Below are 23,843 nucleotides of genomic sequence, written 5' to 3' on the forward strand. Positions count from 1 at the left end.
AAAAACTTAAAATAAAAACTTTTCTAAATATTACTTATTTTAACTCTCCACTTGTCTCATACTTATTTAAATAGCCTCTTGGAGTAAGAACTAAACCATTTTTTGTAAGTTTTGTATTTGAGTTGCAAATTATAATTATTGTGTTCATGCCTACTTTTTCATGATTAATATTTTCTTTTATTAACTCAGTTGTAGTAGTGATAGTTATGTTTTCCTTTTCATCTCTTCCTACATTTTGAGCAATGATTGCTATTCGCTCCTCGACCTCATCAAGTCTAGCAAGAAAGTTTTGATATGGTAGAATTCTTTTTTTCGATTTTGGATTGTATATTCCCATAACAAAATCACACTCTAAAGCAGACTTAACTCTCTTATCTATTAAATTTATATCTGTTAATCTATCAGATAAAGAAATTATCGCAAAATCTTGAGACACAGGAGCTCCAACCTTTGAAGCTGCTGCTAAAAATGAAGTCACGCCAGGAAGAGAAATAAGCTCGATACTATCCCATAGATTCTTTTCATCTATTAATTCAACTATTAATGTTGCCATACCAAATACATTGGCATCTCCATTTGAGATTATACAAGTAGTTTTACCTTGCTTTGCATATTCTATTGCTTGTGTACATCTTTCAATCTCATGGGTCATACCTGAAGTATAAACCTCTTTATCTTCTAGTATACTTTTAAGTTCCCTTGCATATTTAGTATAAGATACTACTACCTCACACTCAGCTATTGCTCTTCTAGCCTCTGGAGTTATATAATGAACTCCCCCTGCTCCACTACTTACTATATATAATCTATTCACTAAACTGCCCCTGCAATTGTTATTTTCTTTTCATATACCTCTTTAGGTATTATCAACTCTTTGTATTTGGATACCAACACACTTGATGGCTCTGCTACACCTTTTAGCCCAAAGAACTTTTTAGCTTGTGAAGGACTAAACTCACCCTCTAAAGCATTTATTTGTTTTTCATCAAAGAACTTAATATCAAAGTTATATTTCTTTGCAAAAGTTAAAAGCCCTACTTCATCATTTTTTGCTTCAAAGGAAGCTATATTTTCTATTTGTTCTAAATCTAAATTATATTTATCTAAAAAGTATAAAAAAGCTTTTTCTATATCTTCAAAACTTGTATTTCTATTACATCCCATACCTAAATATATTTTTGGTTTTAACTGTAACTTATCACTTGATTTTAAAGGATTTATGATTACTGTATTTTCATCAATTTCATCAACACTAATTAAGTGCAAATTATTTTTATCATCAATAGCTTCAAAAATATTTTTATAGGTAAATATCTTTACTTTTTGTTTGTTTATTAGTCTATTTGAGATATTTGCTAACTTATTTAAATTCTCTATTTTCATGCCATTTCTTTTGGCAAATATATCAAATGCAAATACCTTTACTTGGTCCGTTGCAGTTGATATAAAATTTATACAACCATCTATTTTCTTTGCAATTACATCACTTAACTCATTTGCTCCACCAATATGTCCACTAAGTAAAGGTATAACCTTTGACAAATCCATACTCATAACTAAAACTGCTGGATCTGTTGCTTTACTTTCAAGAAGTGGTGCAATCTTCCTTACAACTATTCCCATGGCAAGTATGCAAATAATAGCATCATATTTTTTCCAGCCATTTTCTAAAACAGAATCAATCTTTTCATAACAAATAAGTTTGTCAAAATCAGATTGTAAATCTTTTTTTCCATATATATCAACTTCGTAGTCATCTAAATAGCTATTTAATTTTATTGCACTATTTAGACTTGGTTGATTTATAGAGATTATTGCTATTTTTAACATTTATTTATCCCTAACTCTTTTATTAGAGGCTTTACATAAAGATGTGATTCTTCTGTCTCTTTTTGATTTAAATACTCTCCAAAAAGTATAAGAGCTACACCTTTTATATGTGATACTTTATTTTGAATATCTGAAATTGTTCCTTTGTATATCTTCTCTTCTTTCCATGTAGCTTTTTCCACAACCCAACAAGGTGTATCAGGACTATAATCTAACTCTAAAGCCTTCTTTTTTAACTTATTTAAAAGTAAGATTGATAAATAAAAAGCCAAAGATGAGTTTTTACAAGCTAGTATATTTTCTAGTTTCTCAGGATTTGGTGTTTTACCTTCTACTCTTGTTAATATAATTGTTTGAGAGACTCCGGGAATAGTATATTCTATGCCTAAACTAGCAGCTGCACCAAAAGCAGCTGTAATTCCTGGTATTACACTGTATTTTATATTTTGCTCATTTAAGTATTCGATTTGTTTTGCAATAGTTGAATAAATAGATGGATCACCTGTATGAACTCTTGCCACTATTTTATCTTTGTGTTTAGATAAAAACTCAAAGATTTCAGGATACTTCATACCTTGAGAATCAACTATTAAGGCATCATCTTTACACCAAGAGAGTACTTCTTTTGGAACAAGTGAGCCTGTATATAAAACTGCATCTGCTTTTTTTAAGATATTCATAGCCTTTACAGTTATAAGTTCAGGGTCACCAGGACCTGCACCTATGAAATATATCATTTGCTTTCCTCTTTTATAATCTTTATTTGGAAAAGTTGTCTTTCAGGTTCCACTAGGTCAAGTTTTCCCTTATATGTTGTAAGACTTATTGAGTGGATTTCATAATCTATATTTACTTCATTTAAAACTGTATTCATCAGAGAAAGGTGTTTTAATGTAATGGCATTTATTAGCATGATTCCAGCTTCTTCAAGTCTTTCATAAAGATAAGGAAGCCTTTTTATAACTTCTTCACCTCCACCACCTACAAATATTCTTTGTGGATTTTCTTCTAAACTCTCAAATTTATCTTGGGCTTCACCTACAAAAAGTTCACAAGCTATTACCTTATGATTTGTTAGATTTGTTTTGATATTCTCTATTCTCTCTTCATTTTTTTCAAAAAAGAGTGTTCTTGTTTTATATCTTGTATAAGCTTCTATGCCACAACTTCCGCTTCCAGCACCTATATCCCATAAAAGCAAGTTTGGTTTCAAGTCAAGATTTTGCAAGCTTAAGTGTCGTTTGTATTTTTTAGTTATCATTCCTCTTTGAGTATCAAATTCTGCATCTTCACTTACTTGATTTTTTAGTGCAAAGTTTCTTTTGATAATTAGTACATAAGGCTTTGATAAATCAAAAGATTCACACTCCTTTGAGAAAATATCTATTTGTTTTATAATCTCATCTTCATATCCAAGTTTATATCCTATACTTACAGTAATATCCTCTTTGTTTAAAAACTTAACAGCCTGAGTTATTTTTTCAATTGAATCTTTATCACAAAGTACAAAGGTGTAACTGTTTGTCAAAAATCTTGATAAATCAAAATGCTCTCTGCCATGTAAAGAAACAGTATCAATATTTGCCTCACTAATAAAGAGCTTTTCCATCATATAATCTTTACTTGAAGTATTATTTATGATTTTTACTTTTTCTTTTGGTAAAGCATTTGCTATGATTATTCCAGCACTAAAAAATAAAGGACTTCCTGTAACTACATAAAGGATGTTTTCTTTTTCATAGTTACTTACTATGTACTCTTTTATCTCTTTAAATTTTAGTTTTAAAATATTGTTTTGTTCTTCTTTAAAGTTTACATCGCATAGTATTTTGTCGTATTTTGTTATGTCAATATTGAGATTAGAAAAATCATATTTACCCATTCCATTACCAATAATTGTTACCATCCTAAGACATCCTTTTGTTCTAATATTATGGCTTTTACATTTGAATTTTTATGCCAAATCTTTATTTGCTCATTTGCTTTTTTTGTTATCATTTTATAAAACTCTTCTAACAGTCCATGTCTTTCAAGCTCTTGAGATATTCCTTTTACTGTCAAAGTTGCTTGAATATCCACTTTAAAACCTAGTTCTTCTTCTATATCTTTTTGAAGTAGTTCAAAATCTATCACTCCAAAACGATTGTGAGTATTTTTAAAACCTTGATAAACCTTTGCCATCTTTCCAATTCCACATAAAAAAATAACTTCTTTTGCACCTTCTTTTACTGCTATTTCAATAGAATCAAATACAAAATTACCTATTTCTATAATAGCTTCTTCATTTGAATATTTTTTTGCTACTTCTAAGGCTGAATTACCCAAGGTGAAATACAGAGTTTCATATCCATTTTTTACAGCAAACTCTATTTCTGTTTTTACCGAATCAATATAAGCAGAACTAGAAACTGGCTTTACAATCCCTCTTGTTCCTAAAATTGAAATACCACCTATGACTCCAACTTTTGAGTTAGCAGTTCTTTTTGATATCTCTTCACCATTTGTCACAGAAACTGTACACTTCAAATCTAAGTTCTGATATTGAAAACTTAGCTCTTCAAATGCCTTAAATATAGCATCCCTTGGAACTGGATTTATTGCTGGAAAAGAAGGAGAAATTTTTAAACCTTTTTTTGTAACAATTCCAACACCACTTCCTCCATAAATAGCTAATATATTTGTATTAGATTCATAAATAAAAGGATTGTGTGTGATATTATTTAGTTCTAAATCTTCTAAATTATCACTAATTGATACAACTATCTCACACCCTTTTGTCACATCAAGGTCATCATTATCCATCTTATTTATTTTACAAATAGATAGTCTTTTAGTTTCAAGAAAATCAGTTAAGGCAGAACAAAAAAGTAAAAATGCATGAGCACCAGTTGTTAAGCCTTTTCTTAATTCTTTTTCACCCATTACTCATCTATTTCACTCATAGGAACTTGAGCATATAAATCTTCACTAAGCTCTTTATTTGTACTTAAAGTTAAAAATAACTCTTTCCATTTAGATTCATCATATTTATGAATATTTTTTAACCAAATATTATTATTGACCAAATTTCCATTTACTTTAGTATTTTCAAAAGTAACTGCAACTTGTCTAAATCTACAAGCCCCAAAGCAATTGGTTCTAGATATTTTTATACGATTTTTACCTTTATGAAGATCTAACTCTTTTATAATATCTCTTAGCTTTCCAGCTAAGTCATTACCTTTTTGTGTTTTTGAACATCTTTCCCCATCACAGATAAAAAGCTGAGTTTTAAAATGCATTATGGGTTTATTTGGATCTAGTTTTTTAGGCTTACAAATAAAACCGACAGCAACTTCACTTCCCATATTATTATAGATTTTATTTTCCATTGTATTTGTCTTTTCCGTCAAAATCTTTGATTAGCTTATATGTGGCATGTAAAGTGGCAACTGTCATAGTTGAACTTCCAAATCTACCTTCCATAATAACTGCTGGCACATCAAAATATTCACAAAATCTTTTTCCATAATTTTTTGATTCTACAACATTTACAAAACCAACTGGAAAAAGTAAAAATGCTACATTTTTAAGGTCAATTTTTTCATCAAGAAGAGTATTTATCGCTGCATATATAAAAGTAGGAGCATTTCCGCATGCAAGAATCATAGGCTCATTTTTGTGTTTTTTTATTGCTTCTACTACTGCTGCATAACTTCTTGTTGTTTTATTTTTTTCTGCCATTGCATAGGTAAAAGGCTCTTTTATATAACAAATTACTTCGTTGGAGTATTGTTTTAAATAAAAATCACTAAGCCCTACTTTTATCATATTTACATCAACTATTATTTTTGCTTGTTTTTTAAGTAGTTCTTGTATTCTAACAATTGCATCTTTAGTAAAAAAGATATTTTCTAAAACCTCTTCAAAACAAGTAGTTGTATGAATAAGTCTAGTTATAACTTCCATTTGATTTGTATCAAACTCTTTTGCTTTTTCGTAGTCTTGAAGTTCTTTTGTTATCATCTCAAATGACTTTACAGAAATATCTGCTCCAATATTTACAGGGGGTTCTTCTTGTAAAAACTCCATTATTTTTTACCTTTTTTTGTTTTTAAAAAATCTATAAAAAGTGTCATGTATTTTTCTACTTTTTGAATTTTTCCTTTTTGAATATGTTCCCCTGCAAAATTTAGATTTTGAAAAGTATACATTGTCCCATCTTCTTGCATATGCTTTGTATTAAGTCCAACTTTTGGCCTCATATATACTTTTGTACTAGGAACATCTTTACCAACTAAGGGAATAATCTCAAATCTATTATCACCTAAACACAAGGGCTTTTTTACCCTTGAAGAGGCATAAGAAAAAGATGTGATTCCTGCAATTACTTCACTTCTTTTATATAGTTTTTTATTTTGTTTTTTAATCATATCAAGTAAATAATATACTGTACTATATACAGCTGCATCTCCTAGTGTCACAAAAGATACACTTCCTTGCTCTTTTATTGCATCTTCTAAGATATCAACTTGATATTGCCAATCTTTTTTCTTAAAATGCATAGGTGCATATACTGGAATAATAGGTTTTGAAAAACCATATTCATCCATCAAATCTTTTATGATTTTATATGTGATTGACCTTGTAAAGCTATGATCCTTACTTTTAGTAGGGATACAAATAGCACCGCATGTTTGAAGTGCCTTTAAGGCTTGTATGGTCACAAGTTCCCAATTTGCAGGACCTAGTGAAACCATATATAATTTTGTTTTAGTGTCCAAGTTTTATTATCTCTTCTTTTATATTATTAACAATAATCTCTTTTATTGTAGGCATTTGTAAAAGATTAAACTTTTCATCTTCACTTAGACTTTTTGCAATTTTTGTTTTAAAATGTTCACCTAACTCTTCACTTATTTCAGCCATATCTTTTATATAATGATTTCCACTTACTAAAAGCATAGGTACTATTTGAACTTTTTTAAAACCGTCTTTTTTTATTCTTTTTATAAGTTCATCTTTAATGGCAAAAAAAGGAAAGGCACCTTCTAGTGAGCAAGCATAGTTTCCTTTTCTTTTTTGTTCTAAGTATCTAGCAGTATAAGAAACTGATTCTAGTCCTCCTAGTTCTAACTTTGGAGTTCCATGTATCACATAAAGATTTGCTGTATTTTTTTTCGAAACTCTTTCATCAAGTTCTTTTAAAAAAAGTGTTGTATCTTTTGTTCTTGTAAAAATTGCATTTGATAATCTAATATTTGAAAATGAAAAATGTCTAAATCCCTCAACAGTTTTCTTTAAAAGCTCATGTTCACAAGCTGGAAAAAGGTTTATAGAAGCTACTATAATATTCTTATATCCCTGCATATCAACATCTGCTATTGTTTGAGCTAAATTTTTATACTCAAATCCATGTTTAATCAAACCTTTTAAAACCATTCTAGAGCTAATAGCTATAAAGACATCAATTCCTTCAAATTGTTCTTCAATACTCTTTTTTAGGTCTAAATATTTTTGCTGTTCAATTATAGAACCAAAGCATGATAAAATTATTGTTTTATCTTTTTTGTAGTGTCTATATCTCTTCATTTTTCAGTGCAACTGCTTTATAAAGTCTTTTTTCTACAAAAGAACTGTTTTCTAATTTTCCAAGTGTTTTTGCACCTGCAAGTACAGCTAAATCAATAAGTGGTTCTAAGATTACAACACTCATATATGAGATTCCAAAAGTAGCAACAGCGCTTAAATTTTCTATTCCAAAGCCTTGCCCGTAAAGTGCCCAAAAAGCAACCCAAGTTACAATTCCACCTTGGTAGGCAAGTGATAATTTTAAAGTATCTTTATAAGCAATATCTTTGTATGCAATATTTTGAGGAATAACTCTTTTTGCTAAATAACCCATTGCAAATAAAGGCATAAGAATAGTTGTTACATTCATACCGTATTGTGGTAAGTCAAATGGTGCGAAAAATACTCCTTGAATCAAAAGACCTAAAGCCAAACCAAAAGCAGCTGAACTAGCACCAAATATCAAAAATAGAGTTGAACCTAAGATTAGATGAACTTCTGAAACACCTACTGGATGATGGGGAAGTACCTCAAAGAACATAAAAACTAAAATTGTAGAAATTATAGTTTTAACAATAAATGGAATTATCCCACTATTTTTTATACTATTTAATGCCATTTTGATAGCAATTCCAAATGAAACAGCAGCTGTTCCATAACTCAATAAGATTTTTGCACCTTGCACTACACCTGATTCTATATGCATAATTTGTCCTTGTAATATAAATATTTGTAAATATATAGATTTAACTATATGAAATGATTGTTTTGATTAGTAATTTAAAGTTAGTAAGGGAGGTGAAGTTTTATATTCTTGAAATTTTATAGCTTTAAGATGGTATTGTCTATTATTATCTATAGTACATAACTTAAATAAAGTCGAATACATCGCAATAATTGCTAAGGAAAAGTATCGTTTTTTATAACCTCTTAAATGTTTCATAAAGAATTTTACCTAAATAATTATAAAAATAATATACTTTATTTTTATTTTAATATAAATTTAAGAATTAATTTCTTATTTCATCAAAATTTTTACTATGCCTTTATTATTATATTTAGGATATACTGAACTAATAAACTTACAGAAAGGAAATACAATGGCAAAAGGTAAAGATGTACAAAAGTCTGTTAAAACAGAACCTACAAAATCATTAAAAGAAAAAAGAGCAGATAAAAAAGCTAAAAAAGCTTCAAAATAATAATATTTAAACTTAAAATTGAACTTATCCAGTTAGTAACTTATTAACTGGATTTTCTTTATCTATATACCTAATTTTTATTTTTCTTCATTTATCTAATCTTTTTATTAAATTTAATTATAAGTTATTTAAAGTAAAATTCAGATTGTATTAATTTAACATTAATATAGAGAAGGATATAAATGTTTAGTAAAATAAGTATAAAAATGAAACTTATAATTTCTACTCTAATTAGTATAATTGGATTAGTTTTTTTTGTTGTATTTTTTTATTTTGCATCTATAAAAATAGAAAAACTAGATGAAAATAAAATCATGATTGAAGTATTAAAATCTGATATGCTCATGCTTAGAAGAGATGAAAAAGACTTTATTATTCGTAAAGAAATAAGTTATGTAGATAAATTTAATAAAAATATAACTACAATAAATTCACACATTATGACATTAGAGAATAATCTATTTGAAGATAATTTTGATATAAATTATGTGAAAGATTTTAAAAAAGTCATAATTGACTACCAAGAAAAGTTTTCAAGCTTTGTAAAAGCACAAGTTGAAATTGGACTGAATGAAAAGATAGGTTTATATGGAAGCTTGCGTACTAGTGTTCACAATGTACAAGAAAGTGCTAAAAAAGCTAATAATTATGAGCTTTTATCTATCATATATGATTTAAGAAAACAAGAAAAAGATTTTATGCTTAGACATAATTTAAAATATGTTAATAACTTTAAAGAAAAGATTGATAAATTACTTACTAAAGATTTTATTACTGAAAATATTTCTGCTGATTTAAAAAATTACAAAAATGATTTTTTAGCTCTAGTTAAAGCAGAAGAATTAATAGGATTAAATAGTAAAGAAGGAATCAAAGGTGAAATGAGAAAAACAATTCATCAAACAGATCTCATATTGGAGAAATTATCTACTTATGTAAGTACTGAAGTAAAATCAAAAATAAAAGCTTTAGAAAAACTCTTAATTATAATTGGTGTTGTTTTTTTAATCATAATTGCATTTTTATCTATGATAACTATAAAATCTATTATAAAAAACATTGAAACTTTCAAAGATGGGTTATTTAACTTTTTTAAATACTTAAGTAGAGAAGCAGATTCAGTTATTCCTTTAAAAGTTGATTCAAAAGATGAAATTGGTGAAATGGCAGAAGTTGTAAATAGTCAAATCAAACTAATTGAAGAAGAAATTGAGGAAGATAGGCAACTTATTAATAATTCGATAAATACATTAAAAAGTTATGAAGAAGGAGATTTTACTCCAAAAATTAATCAGAAATCATCAAACCCAGCATTAAATGAACTTACTTCAATAATGAATAATATGAGTATAAATTTGGAGAAAAATATTGATGATATTTTGGAAGTAATGTCTGATTATTCTAACTCTAACTATAAAACAAAAATTTCAATAGATAAGAAAAAGGCTCATCTAGAAAAACTTGCTAGGGGAGTAAATAGCTTAGGAGGTAGTATCTCTGAACTTCTTAAAAAATCTTTAGAAATTGGTTTAACATTAGGAGATTCTTCAAATACTTTAATATCTAATGTTCACACATTAAATAATTCATCTACATCAGCTGCTGCCTCTTTAGAAGAGACGGCTGCTGCTTTAGAAGAGATAACAAGCACAATTATAAGCAATGCTCAGAATATTGTAGAAATGAACAGTTTTGCTAATAATTTAACTGATTCTGCAAAATTAGGTCAATCTCAAGCCTCAAATACAGCCAAAGCAATGGAAGAAATTACAAATCAAGTTACATTGATAAATGAATCAATTACAATCATTGATCAAATAGCTTTCCAAACAAATATTTTATCACTAAATGCAGCAGTAGAAGCAGCAACAGCAGGAGAAGCTGGAAAAGGTTTCGCCGTTGTTGCACAAGAAGTTAGAAATTTGGCCTCAAGAAGTGCTGAAGCTGCAAAAGAGATAAAATCTTTAGTAGAAAATGCTACAGCTAAAACAAATGAAGGTAAAGGCATTAGTGCAAATATGATTGAAGGATATAATTCATTATTAGAAAATATTGAAAATGCTACAAAAAAAATCAATGATATTTCAATATCAAGTAAAGAACAAGAAATTGGTATCAAACAAATTAATGATGCTATAAATCAGCTTGACCAACAAACACAACAAAATGCTTCTATCGCAGCAAAAACAAATACTATTGCAATAGAAACTGATTCTTTAGCTAAAGAGATTATAAATGATGCACAAAATAAAGAATTCGAAGGAAAAGAAAATACCAAACTAAGAAAACATTTTACTAATAAAGATATAGAAGATTGAGCTTCATAAAGAGGTTTAACCTTCTAATTCTTCATAAACTAAGATAACTCTTTTTCTTTTTATTCCCCATCTATATCCAGCCATTGTTGCACTTTTTGAAATGACTCTATGGCAAGGTATTAAAAAGCCTATATGATTTGCTCCAATTGCACTTGCTACTGCTCTTACTGCTTTTGGTTTACCAAGTAAATTTGCTACATCTGAATAATTTAAAACTTTTCCTTTTGGAATATTTAATAGTGCTTTCCAAACATTTATTTGGAAATTTGTTCCTTTTATAAAAATATCTGTTTTTTCATTATTAATAAAAATTTTGTCTAATATCTCTTGTACTCTTTTATCATCTTGGATAAAATTTGCACTCTTCCAAGATGATTTGAGTCTATTTAAAACCTCATCATAACTATCATCATAAAATTCCAAAGAACATATACCTTTTTTAGTACTTGCAAGCATAGTTTTACCAAAAGTTGAGAATCCAAAACCATAAGTTATTTCAAGATTTTCTCCCATTTTTTTATATTCATTTGGTGTTATTCCTATAAAATTAACAAAAAGTTCATGTAGTCTGCTAGAACTTGATAATCCCAAATCAATAGAAGTATCAAGTATAGATTTAGAATGAATAAGTTTCTCTTTTGCATAAGAAAAAGTAGTTGCTTGTAAAAACTGCATAGGAGTTACACCCACATACTCTTTAAAAATTCTTGAAAAATGATGTTTACTCATTCCTATATATTTAGCAACATCATCTAAATTTGGTTGCTCAGAGTAATTTTCATCAAAGTATTCAATGGCTTTTTTAATGTCTTCGTAATATTTGCTTTTTTCTTCTAATTTATTCATAATAAAAGTATATTATTTAAAACAAAAATTTACAATCCGAATCTTGCTATTTTATTTACTCAATAACATTCTTGTATAAAGACCAACAGTACTTGTGTACCCTACTTCACTAAATCTTAGTTTTTTATCTTTGTCATATATAAATGTTGTAGGGAAACCTTTGATATTAAACTTTTGAGAATATAATCCTGCTTCATCATTTACAACTTTAAAAGTAAGATTATTCTGCTTTAAATACTTTTGTATCTCTTCTTTACTTCCAGATTGAACGGCTATGGTTATTACTTCATACTTTTTAGAGATTTTTTCAATATTTGCAGCTTCTATTTTACAAATAGGACACCATGAGGCCCAAAAATGAATAAGTAGGGGCTTATCTTTAGGTATATCATAAGTTTTGCCATCAAGAAGAGTGAAGGTATTTATATCTAGTCTATCTTTGTTTAAATCAAGCGATTTATAATAACTAATCCCATTCATAGCTATTATCAACATCAATACAATTATAATACCCTCTTTAAGATACTTTTTTATTTTGTCTTTCATCTTTTACCTTACTTGAAATTCTAAGAATAGTAATTATAGTTTTATATTGTTGGTAATGTGTTTAGGTGAAATTTATTTTTAGGTTAATTATAAATTTCATTTTAAGTTAAAAAGAGTTATTATTCTATAAACATATAATAATAATGATTATTATTGTTATTATTTAAATTTAAAGGTTATCTATGTCAATAATTTTACAAAGAAAAGAATATTTAGAAAAAGTTGAAAAAATATATCCTTTAGACACTCCACAAAAAAAGAGTGCCAACTTTAATAACAAAATTTTTAAAAAAACATCTTTTTATCATTATAGAATGGGATTAGGAATTTCATATTTATTCTTTAATTCTAGTTTTGAGAAAAACATTACTATGGAATCAAAACATGAAGCTAATGACATTTCATTTATAACATTTAATCAATCTATACACCCTATAAAACTGCAAGATTTTAGTAAAAAGAATGACTACATCTTCAAACCTAAACATTACACAATAGGAAAAATAAATGAAAACTTTCAATCTTATAATACCTATTCAAGTAATAAAGAATATTGTACACATTATATTTTTTTTGAAAATAAAATATTTCAAGATTTGTTAAAAGAAGATTTAACTCAAAAGTCATTGTATGAAGTAGATGGCTTTAAAATCATGGAAGAGATGATAACCAATGAAAAACAAAAATTAATTTTAAATGAATTGCCAACATTATTCTCCCTTGAAGGCAAACTCCAAGAGTTATATTTAGAATCAAAAATTATAGATTTAATTTATATAACATTAAATGATATAAAAAATTTATCTTTAAAAGAGAGTTTTGAACTCAATTCAAAAGATATTGAATGCTTGTATAAAGCAAAAGAAATTTTAACAAAAAATATTTCAAATCCTCCATCTTTAAAAATGTTAGCACATCAATCTGCAATCAATGAATTTAAACTTAAAAAAGGATTTAAGAAACTTTTTGGCAATACTGTTTTTGGATTTTTACAAGAATATAGACTAAATGAAGCTAAAAAGATACTTCTAAATAATGAAATAAATATTAATGAAGTTTCTTCATTGGTTGGATATAAAAATGTTAGTCATTTTAGTAAAATATTTAAAGAATATTTTGGTGTAAACCCCATTCAAATTAAAAAAAACCAGAAAAAAGTTTATATTTAATATTTACTTTTTCAAGTTCTTATTAATAAAATAATTAAGTTTCTTTTAATAGTTTAAAATATAATTATCGGCCTTAAACTTTGCAGTAAAATTCCAAATTAAATTAAACTATTTTAATTCATTTATAGTTGCACATTTAATTAAGTTTTCTTCTTTATAGTGATTATTAAAGCTTTATCTTTTATATCTTTCTTTTAGGGTAACTGTATGAATTTTTTCCTAAATATTTTCCTATTTTGTGGTAAAAAAGGATATCAAATATTTTGTTAATCCTTCCCATCCCTTATTTCTAGAAATTATGTATTTATGATTTGATGGGGGAAACCATTCTTTATTTGAATAATATATGAATTCATTTCAAATACAATAAATTAAAATCCTCTCAACATAAAAATAATATTGATAATCATTATAATATTTATATATAATATCAAAAGAAATAACAAAGAATAGTAAAAAAAAACAAAAATAATCTATTCTCAATAAAAGAAAAAATCTCAAAAAGTTACCAATTTATTTTAATTTTTTGGATTTAATAATTTTATTTCTAACAATAATATAATTTTGGGAGTAATAAAGATGAAAAACTTAGGACAAGTATTAGAATATTATGCTTTAAAATATCCAGAAAAAGTAGCTATACGTTTTTTAGCAAGAGGAGAAGATGAAACAGACTCTATAACTTATTTACAATTAAAACAACAATCTCATGCAATAGCAACTCAATTGTTAACCCAGTATAAAAGAGGAGATACCGCCCTACTTATTTTTGATGCAAGTATTGATGTTATTGTTGCATTTTGGGGATGTGTTTATGCTGGAATTATTGCAGTCCCAATTCCTATTCCAAATGGAAATAAAGGAATGGATAATGTAGCACATATAGTAGAAGATGCAGAAATTAGTTTAATTATTAGTCATACTTCGGTTGAAAGTCGTTTAAGTAAGAAATTTAAAGAAAATATCCAATTGAAAAGACTAAATTGGCTGATTGTTAATAAGAAAAATTTTAAAGAAAATATATTTTTAGATAAGGAAGTTTTTTCATCTAATCAATTATTACTATTACAATACACTTCAGGTTCTACAAATAAGCCAAAAGGAGTAAAAGTATCTCATCAAAATATGATAGCACACCAAGAAGGATTAAAAGAAGCATTTTATAGTGATGAAAAGTCTGTTGTGGTTAGTTGGTTACCATATTACCATGATATGGGATTAATTGGGAAAATAATACATGCAACTTTTTGTGGTGCAACCCTTATTTTAATGCCACCAATTGCATTTGTACAAAATCCATTTCGTTGGTTACAAGCAATTAGTAAATATCAGGGAACTAATAGTGCTGCTCCAAATTTTGCCTATGAGGATTGTTTACGAAATATAACAAATGAACAATTAAGCCAATTAAATCTAAGTTCTTGGAAAGTTGCATGGAATGCTGCTGAACCAATACATGCAAATACAGTTGTAAATTTTTGCAATAGGTTTTCACAATGTGGATTTAATCCTCAATCATTGACAACAGCTTATGGAATGGCTGAATCTACCTTAGCAATTTCAGTTGCGGATATAAAATCAAAACTAAAACTATTAGCAATAGATGAAAATGAATTTAAACAAGGAAATATCAAAGTTATTAAAGAACTCTTTATTGATAGCAACCTAGAAGAAATCTCCCAATATAAAAAAGTAGTAGTAGATTGTGGAAATTGTATTTCAAACCATCAAATAAAAATAGTAGATCCAAAAAACAGATTGTTATGCTCCGATTATAAAATTGGAGAAGTATGGTTTAGTGGCAAAAGTGTAGCAAATGGATATTGGAAAAAAGAAACATTAAGCCAAAGTACTTTTTTTGCAACTATTCAAAATAGTAATAATTCTGAAACTTATTTACGTACAGAAGATATGGGTTTTATGGACAAAAACAAAAATCTTTTTATAGTGGGACGGCATAAAGATATGATAATCATTCATGGAGAAAATTATGCACCTCAAGATTTAGAGTTTAGTATTTTTAACTCTCATGAAGCTTTTGTAGAAAGTGGTTGTTCTGCATTTTCAGTAATGTCTCAGGGGAAAGAGAAAGTAGTTATAGTCCAAGAAATTAAACGTACACAAAGAAAAAAAGTTGATTTTGAAAAATTATTATCACATGTTAAAAATATACTTTCACAAGAGTATCAATTACAGTTATTTGCTTTAGTTTTCATCCATCAAGCAAACCTTCCTAAAACCACAAGTGGAAAAGTCCAACGTAAATTATGTAAGCACTTATTTATTAATGAAGAGTTTTCTCCTTTATATTCTTGGGTTCCACAACAATTAGATGAACAGCAACTATTAAATGAAAAAGTATCTGAACAAAATCTTCACATTGAATCTTCATCAAATCAATTGTCTTATGAGAAACTAATACATTGGTTAGAAGAATGGATTCAAAAAACTATCCCTGCAATAGATAGTTTTGAGAAATCTAGTAACTTTTCTAGTTATGGTATGGATTCAAAAACTACTGCACTAATGGCTTATGATTTAGAAAGTTATATTGGATATGAGCTTGATCCAACATTATGTTGGAACTACCCAAATCCTGATACTTTAATAAATCATCTTATAGATGAAATAAAAACTAATCAACTTATCCCTTTAAAAGGTAATCTAAAATGAATAAAACATATGAACCTATTGCTATTATAGGAACCTCTTGTCGTTTACCAGGAGAAATTAATGATTTAAATGATCTTTGGCATAAATTAAGTGCTTCTTATGATGCAGTTGTTGATATTCCAAGTGAACGTTGTTTACAAGATAATATTTATAATAACACACCACAAGTTGGTAAAAGTTATGCAAAAAAAGCTGGATTACTTAATAATATAGCTAACTTTGATGCAAAATTTTTTGGTATTTCAGATGAAGAAGCTACTGCAATGGATCCACAACAGAGACTATTACTTGAAGCAGCTTGGCATGCATTAGAAGATTCAGGTCAATTTAAAAATGACGATTTATTAAAGGAAACAGGATTCTATGTAGGTATTGCTACAGACGATTATAGCCAAATAGGAATGCATAAGCACAAATTAGATGAAGTTAGTACATATACTACATTAGGATCATTAAGATCAATTAGTGCAGGTCGAGTAGCATATCATCTTAATCTAAATGGTCCTGTTAGTCAAATAGACACTGCTTGTTCTTCTTCACTCATGGCAATTCATCAAGCGTGCCAAAGTTTACGTTTAAATGAGGCAGATTGTATGTTGGCTGGTGGAATCAACTTATTAATATCCCCTCAAACTATGGTTGAACTAAGTCAAATAAAAGCATTATCCTTAAGTAACCGTTGTAGTGTTTTTGATAATAGTGCAGATGGCTATGTAAGAGGAGAAGGTTATGGATTAGTTGTATTAAAAAGATTAAGTGATGCAGAAGCAAACAACGACAATATTATTGCTGTAATCAAAGGCTCTTTAACTAACCATGATGGATCAAGTAATGGATTAACTGCACCAAATGGTTTAGCACAAGAAAAACTTCTTAAAAAAACTCTTAAAATTTCAAATATTAATTCACATGAAGTTAGCTATGTTGAAACTCATGGGACAGGAACACTATTTGGTGACCCCATAGAAGTAAACAGTATTATTAATGTATATGGGAAAAATAGAAATAAAGATAATCCACTATTTTTAGGTTCAATTAAAAGTAGTATTGGACATTTAGAAGCAGCCGCTGGTGTTGCAGGAATACTGAAAGTTTGCTCTTCAATAACAAATAAGCAATTAATTCCAAATTTAAATTTTTCAACACCTAATCCTTATATTAAGTGGGACAAGGCTCCTATTAAAGTTATTGATACTTTAAAACCTTGGTCTAACAAGGATAAAGAACTAAGAACTGCTACTATGAGTTCATTTGGCTTTAGTGGAACAAATGTACATATGATTATTCAAGAGTATCAAAATAATAAAGAAGATTTAACAGCAAATAAATTAACAAATGAACTTTATATAATACCAATATCAGCAAAAAGCTTAACTTCATTAAAAAATTTAGTAAAGGCATGGTTAGAGGCAGATTATTTAACAAAGGAATCTATTGCTAATATAGCATATAGTGCTACTGTTACTAGAAAACATTTTGAATATAAACTACTAGTTCTAGTAAAAAACTATGAAGATTTAAAACTTAAGTTAAAATCTTGGTTCCATAATAAAGAAACAGATTTATTATGGAGCAGTATTAATTTTAAACCACTTACTGATAAGTGCAATATTAATAAAAACTACATTGATATTATAAATAACTACTTTACAAATAATCATATTGATTGTGAAGATTTATATGGTAAGAATAAAATTTCCCATTGTAAGCTACCTAGTTATACCTTTGATAGTAAAATCTACTGGTGGGAAAAACCATATGATTTTACCATAAGAACTTCTGATAAATTAATAGAAAATAAAAATATATCATATAAATTACAATGGGAAGAATATAGCATAAATGAAAGCATATCAACTAATCATAATATACAAATAATTGCAGATAGTACAAATAACAATATAATTAAACTATTAGAAAAAAGTTCTGAAGAATCAAATTATATAAGTCAAAGTACAAATGAATTTTTAAATACACCTGTTAATAAAGATACAAATTATATTTATTTTATTCATATAAGTGAAGACATAGATATACTTGAAAATAACATAACTAAGATATGGTCTATAGTACAATATTTTAATAAAAATAATAGCTCATCTAAAATATGGATTATTACAGAGCAATCACAACATTTTGAAAAAGATGATATTACCAATATAAATGCCTCTTCAATTTGGGGATTATTTCGCTCATTAAGAATAGAGCTAGGAACTAGTTGGGGTGGAATAATTGATATGCCTCAAAATATAACAAAAGATATTATAAATAAGATGTTTATGTGCTTTTATCAGCAAAACGATGAAGATCAATATGTACTTCGGGATAAAAAAGTATATATACCTAGATTATTACCACATACATTAGATACACAAAATGTTTTCTCTTTTGATTTAAAAGCCTCATATCTTATTACGGGTGGGTTAGGCGCTTTAGGAATAGAATTAATAACTTACTTAATTTCTTTAGGAATTAATCATATTATTCTAGCTTCAAGAAGAGGAGAAGATACCTTAAAAAATAAGAAAGATTTTGCTAATAAAATTAAAGAATGGAGAAGACAAGGAAAACAAATTGATATTTATAAATTAGACCTTAGTAATGAACTTCAAGTATCAGATTTTTTTGAAAATCTGAAAAAAGAAAGTATTAATTTAAAAGGGATAGCCCACCTTTCTGGTGTTATTAGCAAACAAGATTTAAGTAAAAGTCCAAAAGAAAAAGATATTCATAATTTTATGGCTGCAAAAACTAAAGGGGCTTGGTATTTACATAAATATTCACAAGTATTTCATTTAGATTTCTTTTTATTATTCTCTTCAGTTACAGCCCTATTTGGGATGAAAGATTTAACTTTTTATAGTGCAAGTAATGCTTTTTTAGACGCTTTAGCTTTACATCGAAGTAAACAAGGATTAAAAGCACTATCAATAAACTGGGGAAGATTTGATATAGATGGTATGGTTGATAATCAAGATGCTAAAGTATTAGATACATTAGGTGTTGCTAAAATGAAAACAACAAATGCTTTTACAAAAATGACTCATTATATGGAATATACCAATAATATTTGTATAACAGATGTAAATTGGGACAAATTTATATCTTATTTTAAACAATTATCTAGCATTAATTTATTTACTCATTTATTACCTAAGTCAAATCATCTAATAAGTACTCAAAAAATTGAAACAAAAGAACACTTTAAGAAATATTTTATTGATATTATTAGGAAAGCACTAAAACTAGAAAAAAATAAAATATCAACAACACAAAACTTATTCTCAATAGGTCTTAACTCTATGCTTTCAATGTATATTAGACAAGCACTTGAAGAGAATTTGAAACTAACAACAGAAGCCACATTATTTTTTAAAAAACAAACTATAGAGCTATTGGTTGAATATTTATGGGAACAATACCAAAACAATAACAATAATAAAATGATTAATACTCAATTAAATAATGAAGATGGGAAAATTATATTTTTATTTAGTGGTCAAGGTACCCAATATCCAGGAATGGGAAAAACACTTTATACTAATAATGAAAAGTTTAAACAATCAATTGATTATTGTATGAATTTTTTACAAAAAGAATTTGACTTAGATTTTAAATATATTTTATTTGATGATAAATCTAAGTTATTAAAAGAAACAGAATATGCTCAATTATCCTTATTTATTATTGAATATTCATTATATAAATTATGGCAAGAAAAAAATATTCATGCTGATTATTTTATAGGGCATAGTGTAGGAGAATATGTTGCAGCTTGCCTTGCTGGAGTATTTAGCCTTGAAGATGCATTAAGATTGCTAAAAGTTCGGGGAAAACTTATGCAAAGCTTAGAAAACCATGGTGATATGATGGTAGTTTTTGATTCATTTGAAAACATACCTACTCTTCCGAATTCTTTAGATATAGCTGCTATAAATAGCCCTTGGCAAACTGTTATATCTGGGAATATAAATCATCTTAAAAATTATGAAAAAAAATTATCAGAAAAGAATATAAAAACACAATTATTAAATACACAAAAAGCCTTCCACTCAAGTTTAATGATGCCTATACTAAAAGAGTTCCAAAAATTTGCAAGTACAATTACTTATAAAAGTCCCAATATACCAATTATTACTAATATTAATGCTACTGTGGCTAAAGAAGATATTGCTTGTGCAAAATATTGGGTAGATCATATTATAAATACTGTCCAATTTGCGCCAAGTATTCAAAAAGCTTATGAAAAAGGTTGTAGATACTTCATTGAAGTTGGGCCTGGTAGTGTTCTTAAAAATTTAGCAGAAGAAAACATAATACAAAAAAATATCAAGTGTCATTATTTTAATTCATTGATTAATGAAGATAAGCCTAAAGAATATTTACTAAAACAACAAGAAAAATTAAAATTATCTCAAAAAAGTTTAATTAATCATAAAGATGATTCCATAAAAGAAAATTTATTAAGACCAATTATACATAATGAACAAGATAAATTTAAACCTTTTGCTTTAACTTCTATGCAACATGCTTATTGGTTAGGAAGAAATGAGGAAATTGCAGAAGGTGGTGTTGCTATCCACATGTATTTAGAACTTGATATAAAATATTTTAATAAAGAAAATTTTACAAATGCATGGAAAACACTTGTTGAAAGACATGATATGTTACATGCTATAGTTGATAGAAATGGAGAGCAACAAATATTAAAACAAATTCCTGAATTTTCTATTCTAGAGCACTCTTTAAAAAATAAAGATGAAAATGAAAAAGAAATATATTTACAAGATATACGACATGAGTTATCTCATCAAAATGTATCTCTTGAAAAATGGCCTCAATCTGAAATAAGAATAACTAAACTTGATGATAATAATTCAAGGGTACATATTAGTATTGATGGATGGACTATTGATGGGTGGAGTTATCAAGTTTTATTCCACGAATTACATGAACTATACCATAATCCAAAATTAACACTACCTACAATCAATATTAGCTTTAGAGATTATGTTTTGCAATTAAAAGAGATAGAAAATAGTGCCTTTTATCAAAAACACTTGACAAAATGGAGAGAACGATTAAAAGTATTACCCAAAGCTCCCCAATTACCTATGAATAAGAATAAAACTAATACTAATCGTTTTAAACGTTGGGAGTATTTTATAAATAAAGAACAATATGCATCATTAAAAAAATATGCTAGTGATAAGTCCTTAACAACAGTAACCACCCTACTTTCAGCTTATGCTTGGGTTCTTAGTCGCTATAGTAAAGAACAAGATATTACACTTAATATACCACGATTTAATCGTTTACCATTACACTCTGATATTAATCGTGTTATAGGAGAATTTGCTAGTTTTACTTTACTTGCTTGTACAAGAAAAGAAGATACAACATTTAATGAATATGCTAATAAAATACAAAAACAACTATGGGAAGATGTGGAAAACCCTTGGGTTCCCGGAGTTACTTTATTAAGGGAATTAGCAAAAATTTCTAATCAATCAAATACAATGATGCCTTTTGTTTTTACAAATATGCCAGAAGAGAGTCTTGATGGGAAAAAATTAGAATTTTTAAATGAATGGAGCAAAAGTGCAGATATTCCATACTTCTTAACTCAAACACCTCAAGTACAAGTTGATTGTCAATACCATGATAAAGATGATGGACTATTTGTATTTTGGGATGTTTTAATAGATAAATTCGAACCTGAAATAATTGATAATTTATTCTCTAGTTATATTGATTTAATACAAAACTTATCATCTTCTGACAAAGCGTGGAATCAAAACTCTTTACCTATGAAAAAAAGTTCATCTCTTATTGCAAATGAAGAACAAATACCAAAACAAGGCCTATATGAACAATTTACAAATACTGCACAAAAAAATAAAAAAAATATTGCTATTTATAGTGAAAATAAAACATTAACTTATGAAGACCTATATATTAAATCTCAAAAATTAGGAACTTATATTAAAAATAATATAAACTTCAAAAATGAAACTCCTACAATAGCAATTATTATGAACAAAGGATGGCAACAAATTGTAGCTGTCATGGGTACACTTGCAAATGGAGCTATATTTTTACCTTTAGATAGCAATCTACCAAAAGATAGAATGCAATATGCTTTACAAAATGCAAATACAAAAATGGTAATAAGTAAAGAAAATCAAATATCTCAAATCAAAGAAAAACTTGAAAATATAGATATACCTTTAATCTCTATTGACGATGAAAGCCTCTACAAAACAAGTGAAGCAATTTTACCTATAAAATATGAAGATTTAGTTTGCATTATTTATACATCTGGTTCAACAGGTTTACCAAAAGGTGTTATGGTCACTCAAAAAGCACTTATCAACAATATAAATTATACTAATAATAGGTTTAAGGTAGATACAAATGATGCTATTTTATCACTCACTCCTATATACCATGACTTAGTATTATTTGATATATTTGGGGCACTTACAGCAGGTGCTAGTATTGTAATACCAGAAGAGGAAAAAAGAAAAGATCCAGAACATTGGCTTGCTCTCATTAAACAATATAGAGTAAGCATATGGAATAGCGTACCAACTATGATGGAAATGTTAATTAAATTTAGTAGTACAAAGCAAATCCAAAATAAACAACTATTATCATCTCTTAGATTATGTATTCTGGGAGGTGATTGGATTCCACTTACTATTCCACCTGGATTAAAAGAGTTAAATACAAAAACTACACTTGTAAGTATTGGAGGGCCTACTGAAACTACTGTATGGAATATTATGTATGAAATTAAAGAGTTTGACACTAATTGGAAGAGTATTCCTTATGGAAAACCTATTACAAATACAACATATTATATTTTAAATGATTTATTAGAAGAATGTCCAATTGGCGTAACTGGTGAGTTATATGTAAGTGGTATTAGTTTAGCAGCTGGGTATATTAATGATTTAGAAAAAACTCAAGAAGTTTTTATTAATCATCCTAAAACAAAAGAACGTATGTACAAAACAGGAGATTTAGGAAGATTACTTTCTAATGGTCTGATTGAATTTATGGGAAGAAGTGATAATCAAGTTCAAATATCAGGTTATCGTATTGAACTTAGCGAAATAGAATCATTAGCACATAAACAAATAGAAATTAATAGAGCACAAGCCTTATTAATAAAAGATAATTATACTCCCCATATTGCTTTAGTTTATAGTTGTAATGATGGTGATATTTCAGAAAATAAATTAAAAGAACAACTTAAAGCCTCTCTTCCACAAGAAATGATTCCGAAAAAACTACTTAAAATAAAACAATTTCCATTAACTGTTAATGGGAAAATAGACAGAAAGGCTCTAATTCAATTATTAAATACTAAAAATGAACAACATGTCCATACTAAAAGAATAGTTGAAAATGAAATTCAAAAACACTTAATGAGTCTATGGCAAAAGCATTTACAAAGAGAAAATATTGGCTTATATGAAAATTTCTTTGAAGCAGGAGGTAACTCATTATTAGCAACAGAGTTATTTATCCAAATACGTCAAGAATTTCCAATAATTGACTCAGTTGTACTTCTTTATGAACATACAAGTATATACGAATTATCTCAATTTATTGAAAAACAAACAACAGTAAAAAATGTAGCAAAAAAGAATACAAGAGGGCTACAACGTCGTAAAAGATTATTAGCAAAAAATTGAATA

The 23,843-nt window shown here is 27.5% G+C and carries 16 protein-coding genes; 4 read left to right on the forward strand and 12 right to left on the reverse strand.

Features of this window, described 5'->3' with window-relative positions; translation table 11 throughout:
- Positions 1–34: 34 nt before the first annotated feature.
- From CRU95_RS07995 to CRU95_RS08040, 10 genes are read right to left on the reverse strand one after another with little or no spacing between them, the layout of a single operon-like run.
- Complete coding sequence (locus CRU95_RS07995; RefSeq protein ID WP_129100623.1) at positions 35–814, reverse strand: precorrin-3B C(17)-methyltransferase; 780 nt, start codon at positions 812–814, stop codon at positions 35–37.
- Entirely contained in the window at positions 814–1,830 is a 1,017-nt protein-coding gene (locus CRU95_RS08000) for a cobalt-precorrin 5A hydrolase (RefSeq protein ID WP_129100624.1), read from the reverse strand. The genes CRU95_RS07995 and CRU95_RS08000 overlap by 1 nt, the downstream gene beginning before the upstream one ends.
- Entirely contained in the window at positions 1,824–2,567 is a 744-nt protein-coding gene (cobM, locus tag CRU95_RS08005) for a precorrin-4 C(11)-methyltransferase (RefSeq protein WP_129100625.1), read from the reverse strand. Before cobM ends, CRU95_RS08000 begins: the two co-directional genes overlap by 7 nt.
- Positions 2,564–3,736: a precorrin-6Y C5,15-methyltransferase (decarboxylating) subunit CbiT gene (cbiT, locus tag CRU95_RS08010; protein WP_129100626.1), complete on the reverse strand. Its 1,173-nt coding sequence runs from the start codon at positions 3,734–3,736 to the stop codon at positions 2,564–2,566. Before cbiT ends, cobM begins: the two co-directional genes overlap by 4 nt.
- Positions 3,730–4,752, reverse strand: coding sequence for a cobalt-precorrin-5B (C(1))-methyltransferase CbiD (gene cbiD / locus CRU95_RS08015; protein WP_129100627.1), 1,023 nt, complete (start codon positions 4,750–4,752; stop codon positions 3,730–3,732). The genes cbiT and cbiD overlap by 7 nt, the downstream gene beginning before the upstream one ends.
- Entirely contained in the window at positions 4,752–5,201 is a 450-nt protein-coding gene (locus tag CRU95_RS08020) for a (2Fe-2S) ferredoxin domain-containing protein (RefSeq protein ID WP_129100628.1), read from the reverse strand. The genes cbiD and CRU95_RS08020 overlap by 1 nt, the downstream gene beginning before the upstream one ends.
- Positions 5,191–5,901 carry a precorrin-8X methylmutase gene (locus tag CRU95_RS08025; protein ID WP_129100629.1) on the reverse strand — a complete coding sequence of 237 codons (711 nt, stop codon included), beginning with the start codon at positions 5,899–5,901 and terminating at the stop codon, positions 5,191–5,193. Before CRU95_RS08025 ends, CRU95_RS08020 begins: the two co-directional genes overlap by 11 nt.
- The gene (locus CRU95_RS08030) at positions 5,901–6,593 is read right to left on the reverse strand and encodes a precorrin-2 C(20)-methyltransferase (RefSeq protein ID WP_129100630.1); all 693 of its coding nucleotides are present in this window, start codon (positions 6,591–6,593) and stop codon (positions 5,901–5,903) included. The genes CRU95_RS08025 and CRU95_RS08030 overlap by 1 nt, the downstream gene beginning before the upstream one ends.
- A complete protein-coding gene (locus tag CRU95_RS08035; RefSeq protein ID WP_129100631.1) occupies positions 6,583–7,401 on the reverse strand; it encodes a sirohydrochlorin cobaltochelatase in 819 nt (272 codons plus the stop codon). Before CRU95_RS08035 ends, CRU95_RS08030 begins: the two co-directional genes overlap by 11 nt.
- Entirely contained in the window at positions 7,388–8,086 is a 699-nt protein-coding gene (locus CRU95_RS08040; protein ID WP_129100632.1) for an energy-coupling factor ABC transporter permease, read from the reverse strand. Before CRU95_RS08040 ends, CRU95_RS08035 begins: the two co-directional genes overlap by 14 nt.
- 678 nt (positions 8,087–8,764) lie before the next feature.
- On the opposite strand from CRU95_RS08040, the gene CRU95_RS08045 reads away from it, so the two are divergent.
- The gene (locus CRU95_RS08045) at positions 8,765–10,900 is read left to right on the forward strand and encodes a methyl-accepting chemotaxis protein (protein ID WP_129100633.1); all 2,136 of its coding nucleotides are present in this window, start codon (positions 8,765–8,767) and stop codon (positions 10,898–10,900) included.
- A gap of 15 nt (positions 10,901–10,915) precedes the next feature.
- On the opposite strand, the gene CRU95_RS08050 is transcribed toward CRU95_RS08045, so the two are convergent.
- Together CRU95_RS08050 and CRU95_RS08055 are read right to left on the reverse strand one after the other, a co-directional pair.
- A complete protein-coding gene (locus tag CRU95_RS08050; protein ID WP_129100634.1) occupies positions 10,916–11,746 on the reverse strand; it encodes a methylated-DNA--[protein]-cysteine S-methyltransferase in 831 nt (276 codons plus the stop codon).
- 51 nt (positions 11,747–11,797) lie between these two features.
- Complete coding sequence (locus CRU95_RS08055) at positions 11,798–12,292, reverse strand: redoxin domain-containing protein (RefSeq protein WP_129100635.1); 495 nt, start codon at positions 12,290–12,292, stop codon at positions 11,798–11,800.
- Positions 12,293–12,474: 182 nt separating this feature from the next.
- Here CRU95_RS08055 and CRU95_RS08060 point away from each other — a divergent pair, with 182 nt between their 5' ends.
- From CRU95_RS08060 to CRU95_RS08070, 3 genes are all read left to right on the forward strand, one after another.
- Positions 12,475–13,461 carry a helix-turn-helix transcriptional regulator gene (locus tag CRU95_RS08060; RefSeq protein ID WP_013136005.1) on the forward strand — a complete coding sequence of 329 codons (987 nt, stop codon included), beginning with the start codon at positions 12,475–12,477 and terminating at the stop codon, positions 13,459–13,461.
- 579 nt (positions 13,462–14,040) lie between these two features.
- The gene (locus tag CRU95_RS08065; RefSeq protein WP_129100636.1) at positions 14,041–16,134 is read left to right on the forward strand and encodes an AMP-binding protein; all 2,094 of its coding nucleotides are present in this window, start codon (positions 14,041–14,043) and stop codon (positions 16,132–16,134) included.
- Positions 16,131–23,840 (forward strand): non-ribosomal peptide synthetase/type I polyketide synthase, encoded by a 7,710-nt coding sequence (locus CRU95_RS08070; protein WP_129100637.1) that lies wholly within the window; start codon positions 16,131–16,133, stop codon positions 23,838–23,840. Before CRU95_RS08065 ends, CRU95_RS08070 begins: the two co-directional genes overlap by 4 nt.
- The last annotated feature ends 3 nt before the right edge of the window (positions 23,841–23,843 follow it).

The sequence above is a fragment of the Arcobacter sp. F2176 genome, assembly GCF_004116465.1.
In the GTDB taxonomy this organism is placed as follows: domain Bacteria; phylum Campylobacterota; class Campylobacteria; order Campylobacterales; family Arcobacteraceae; genus Arcobacter; species Arcobacter siniprincipis.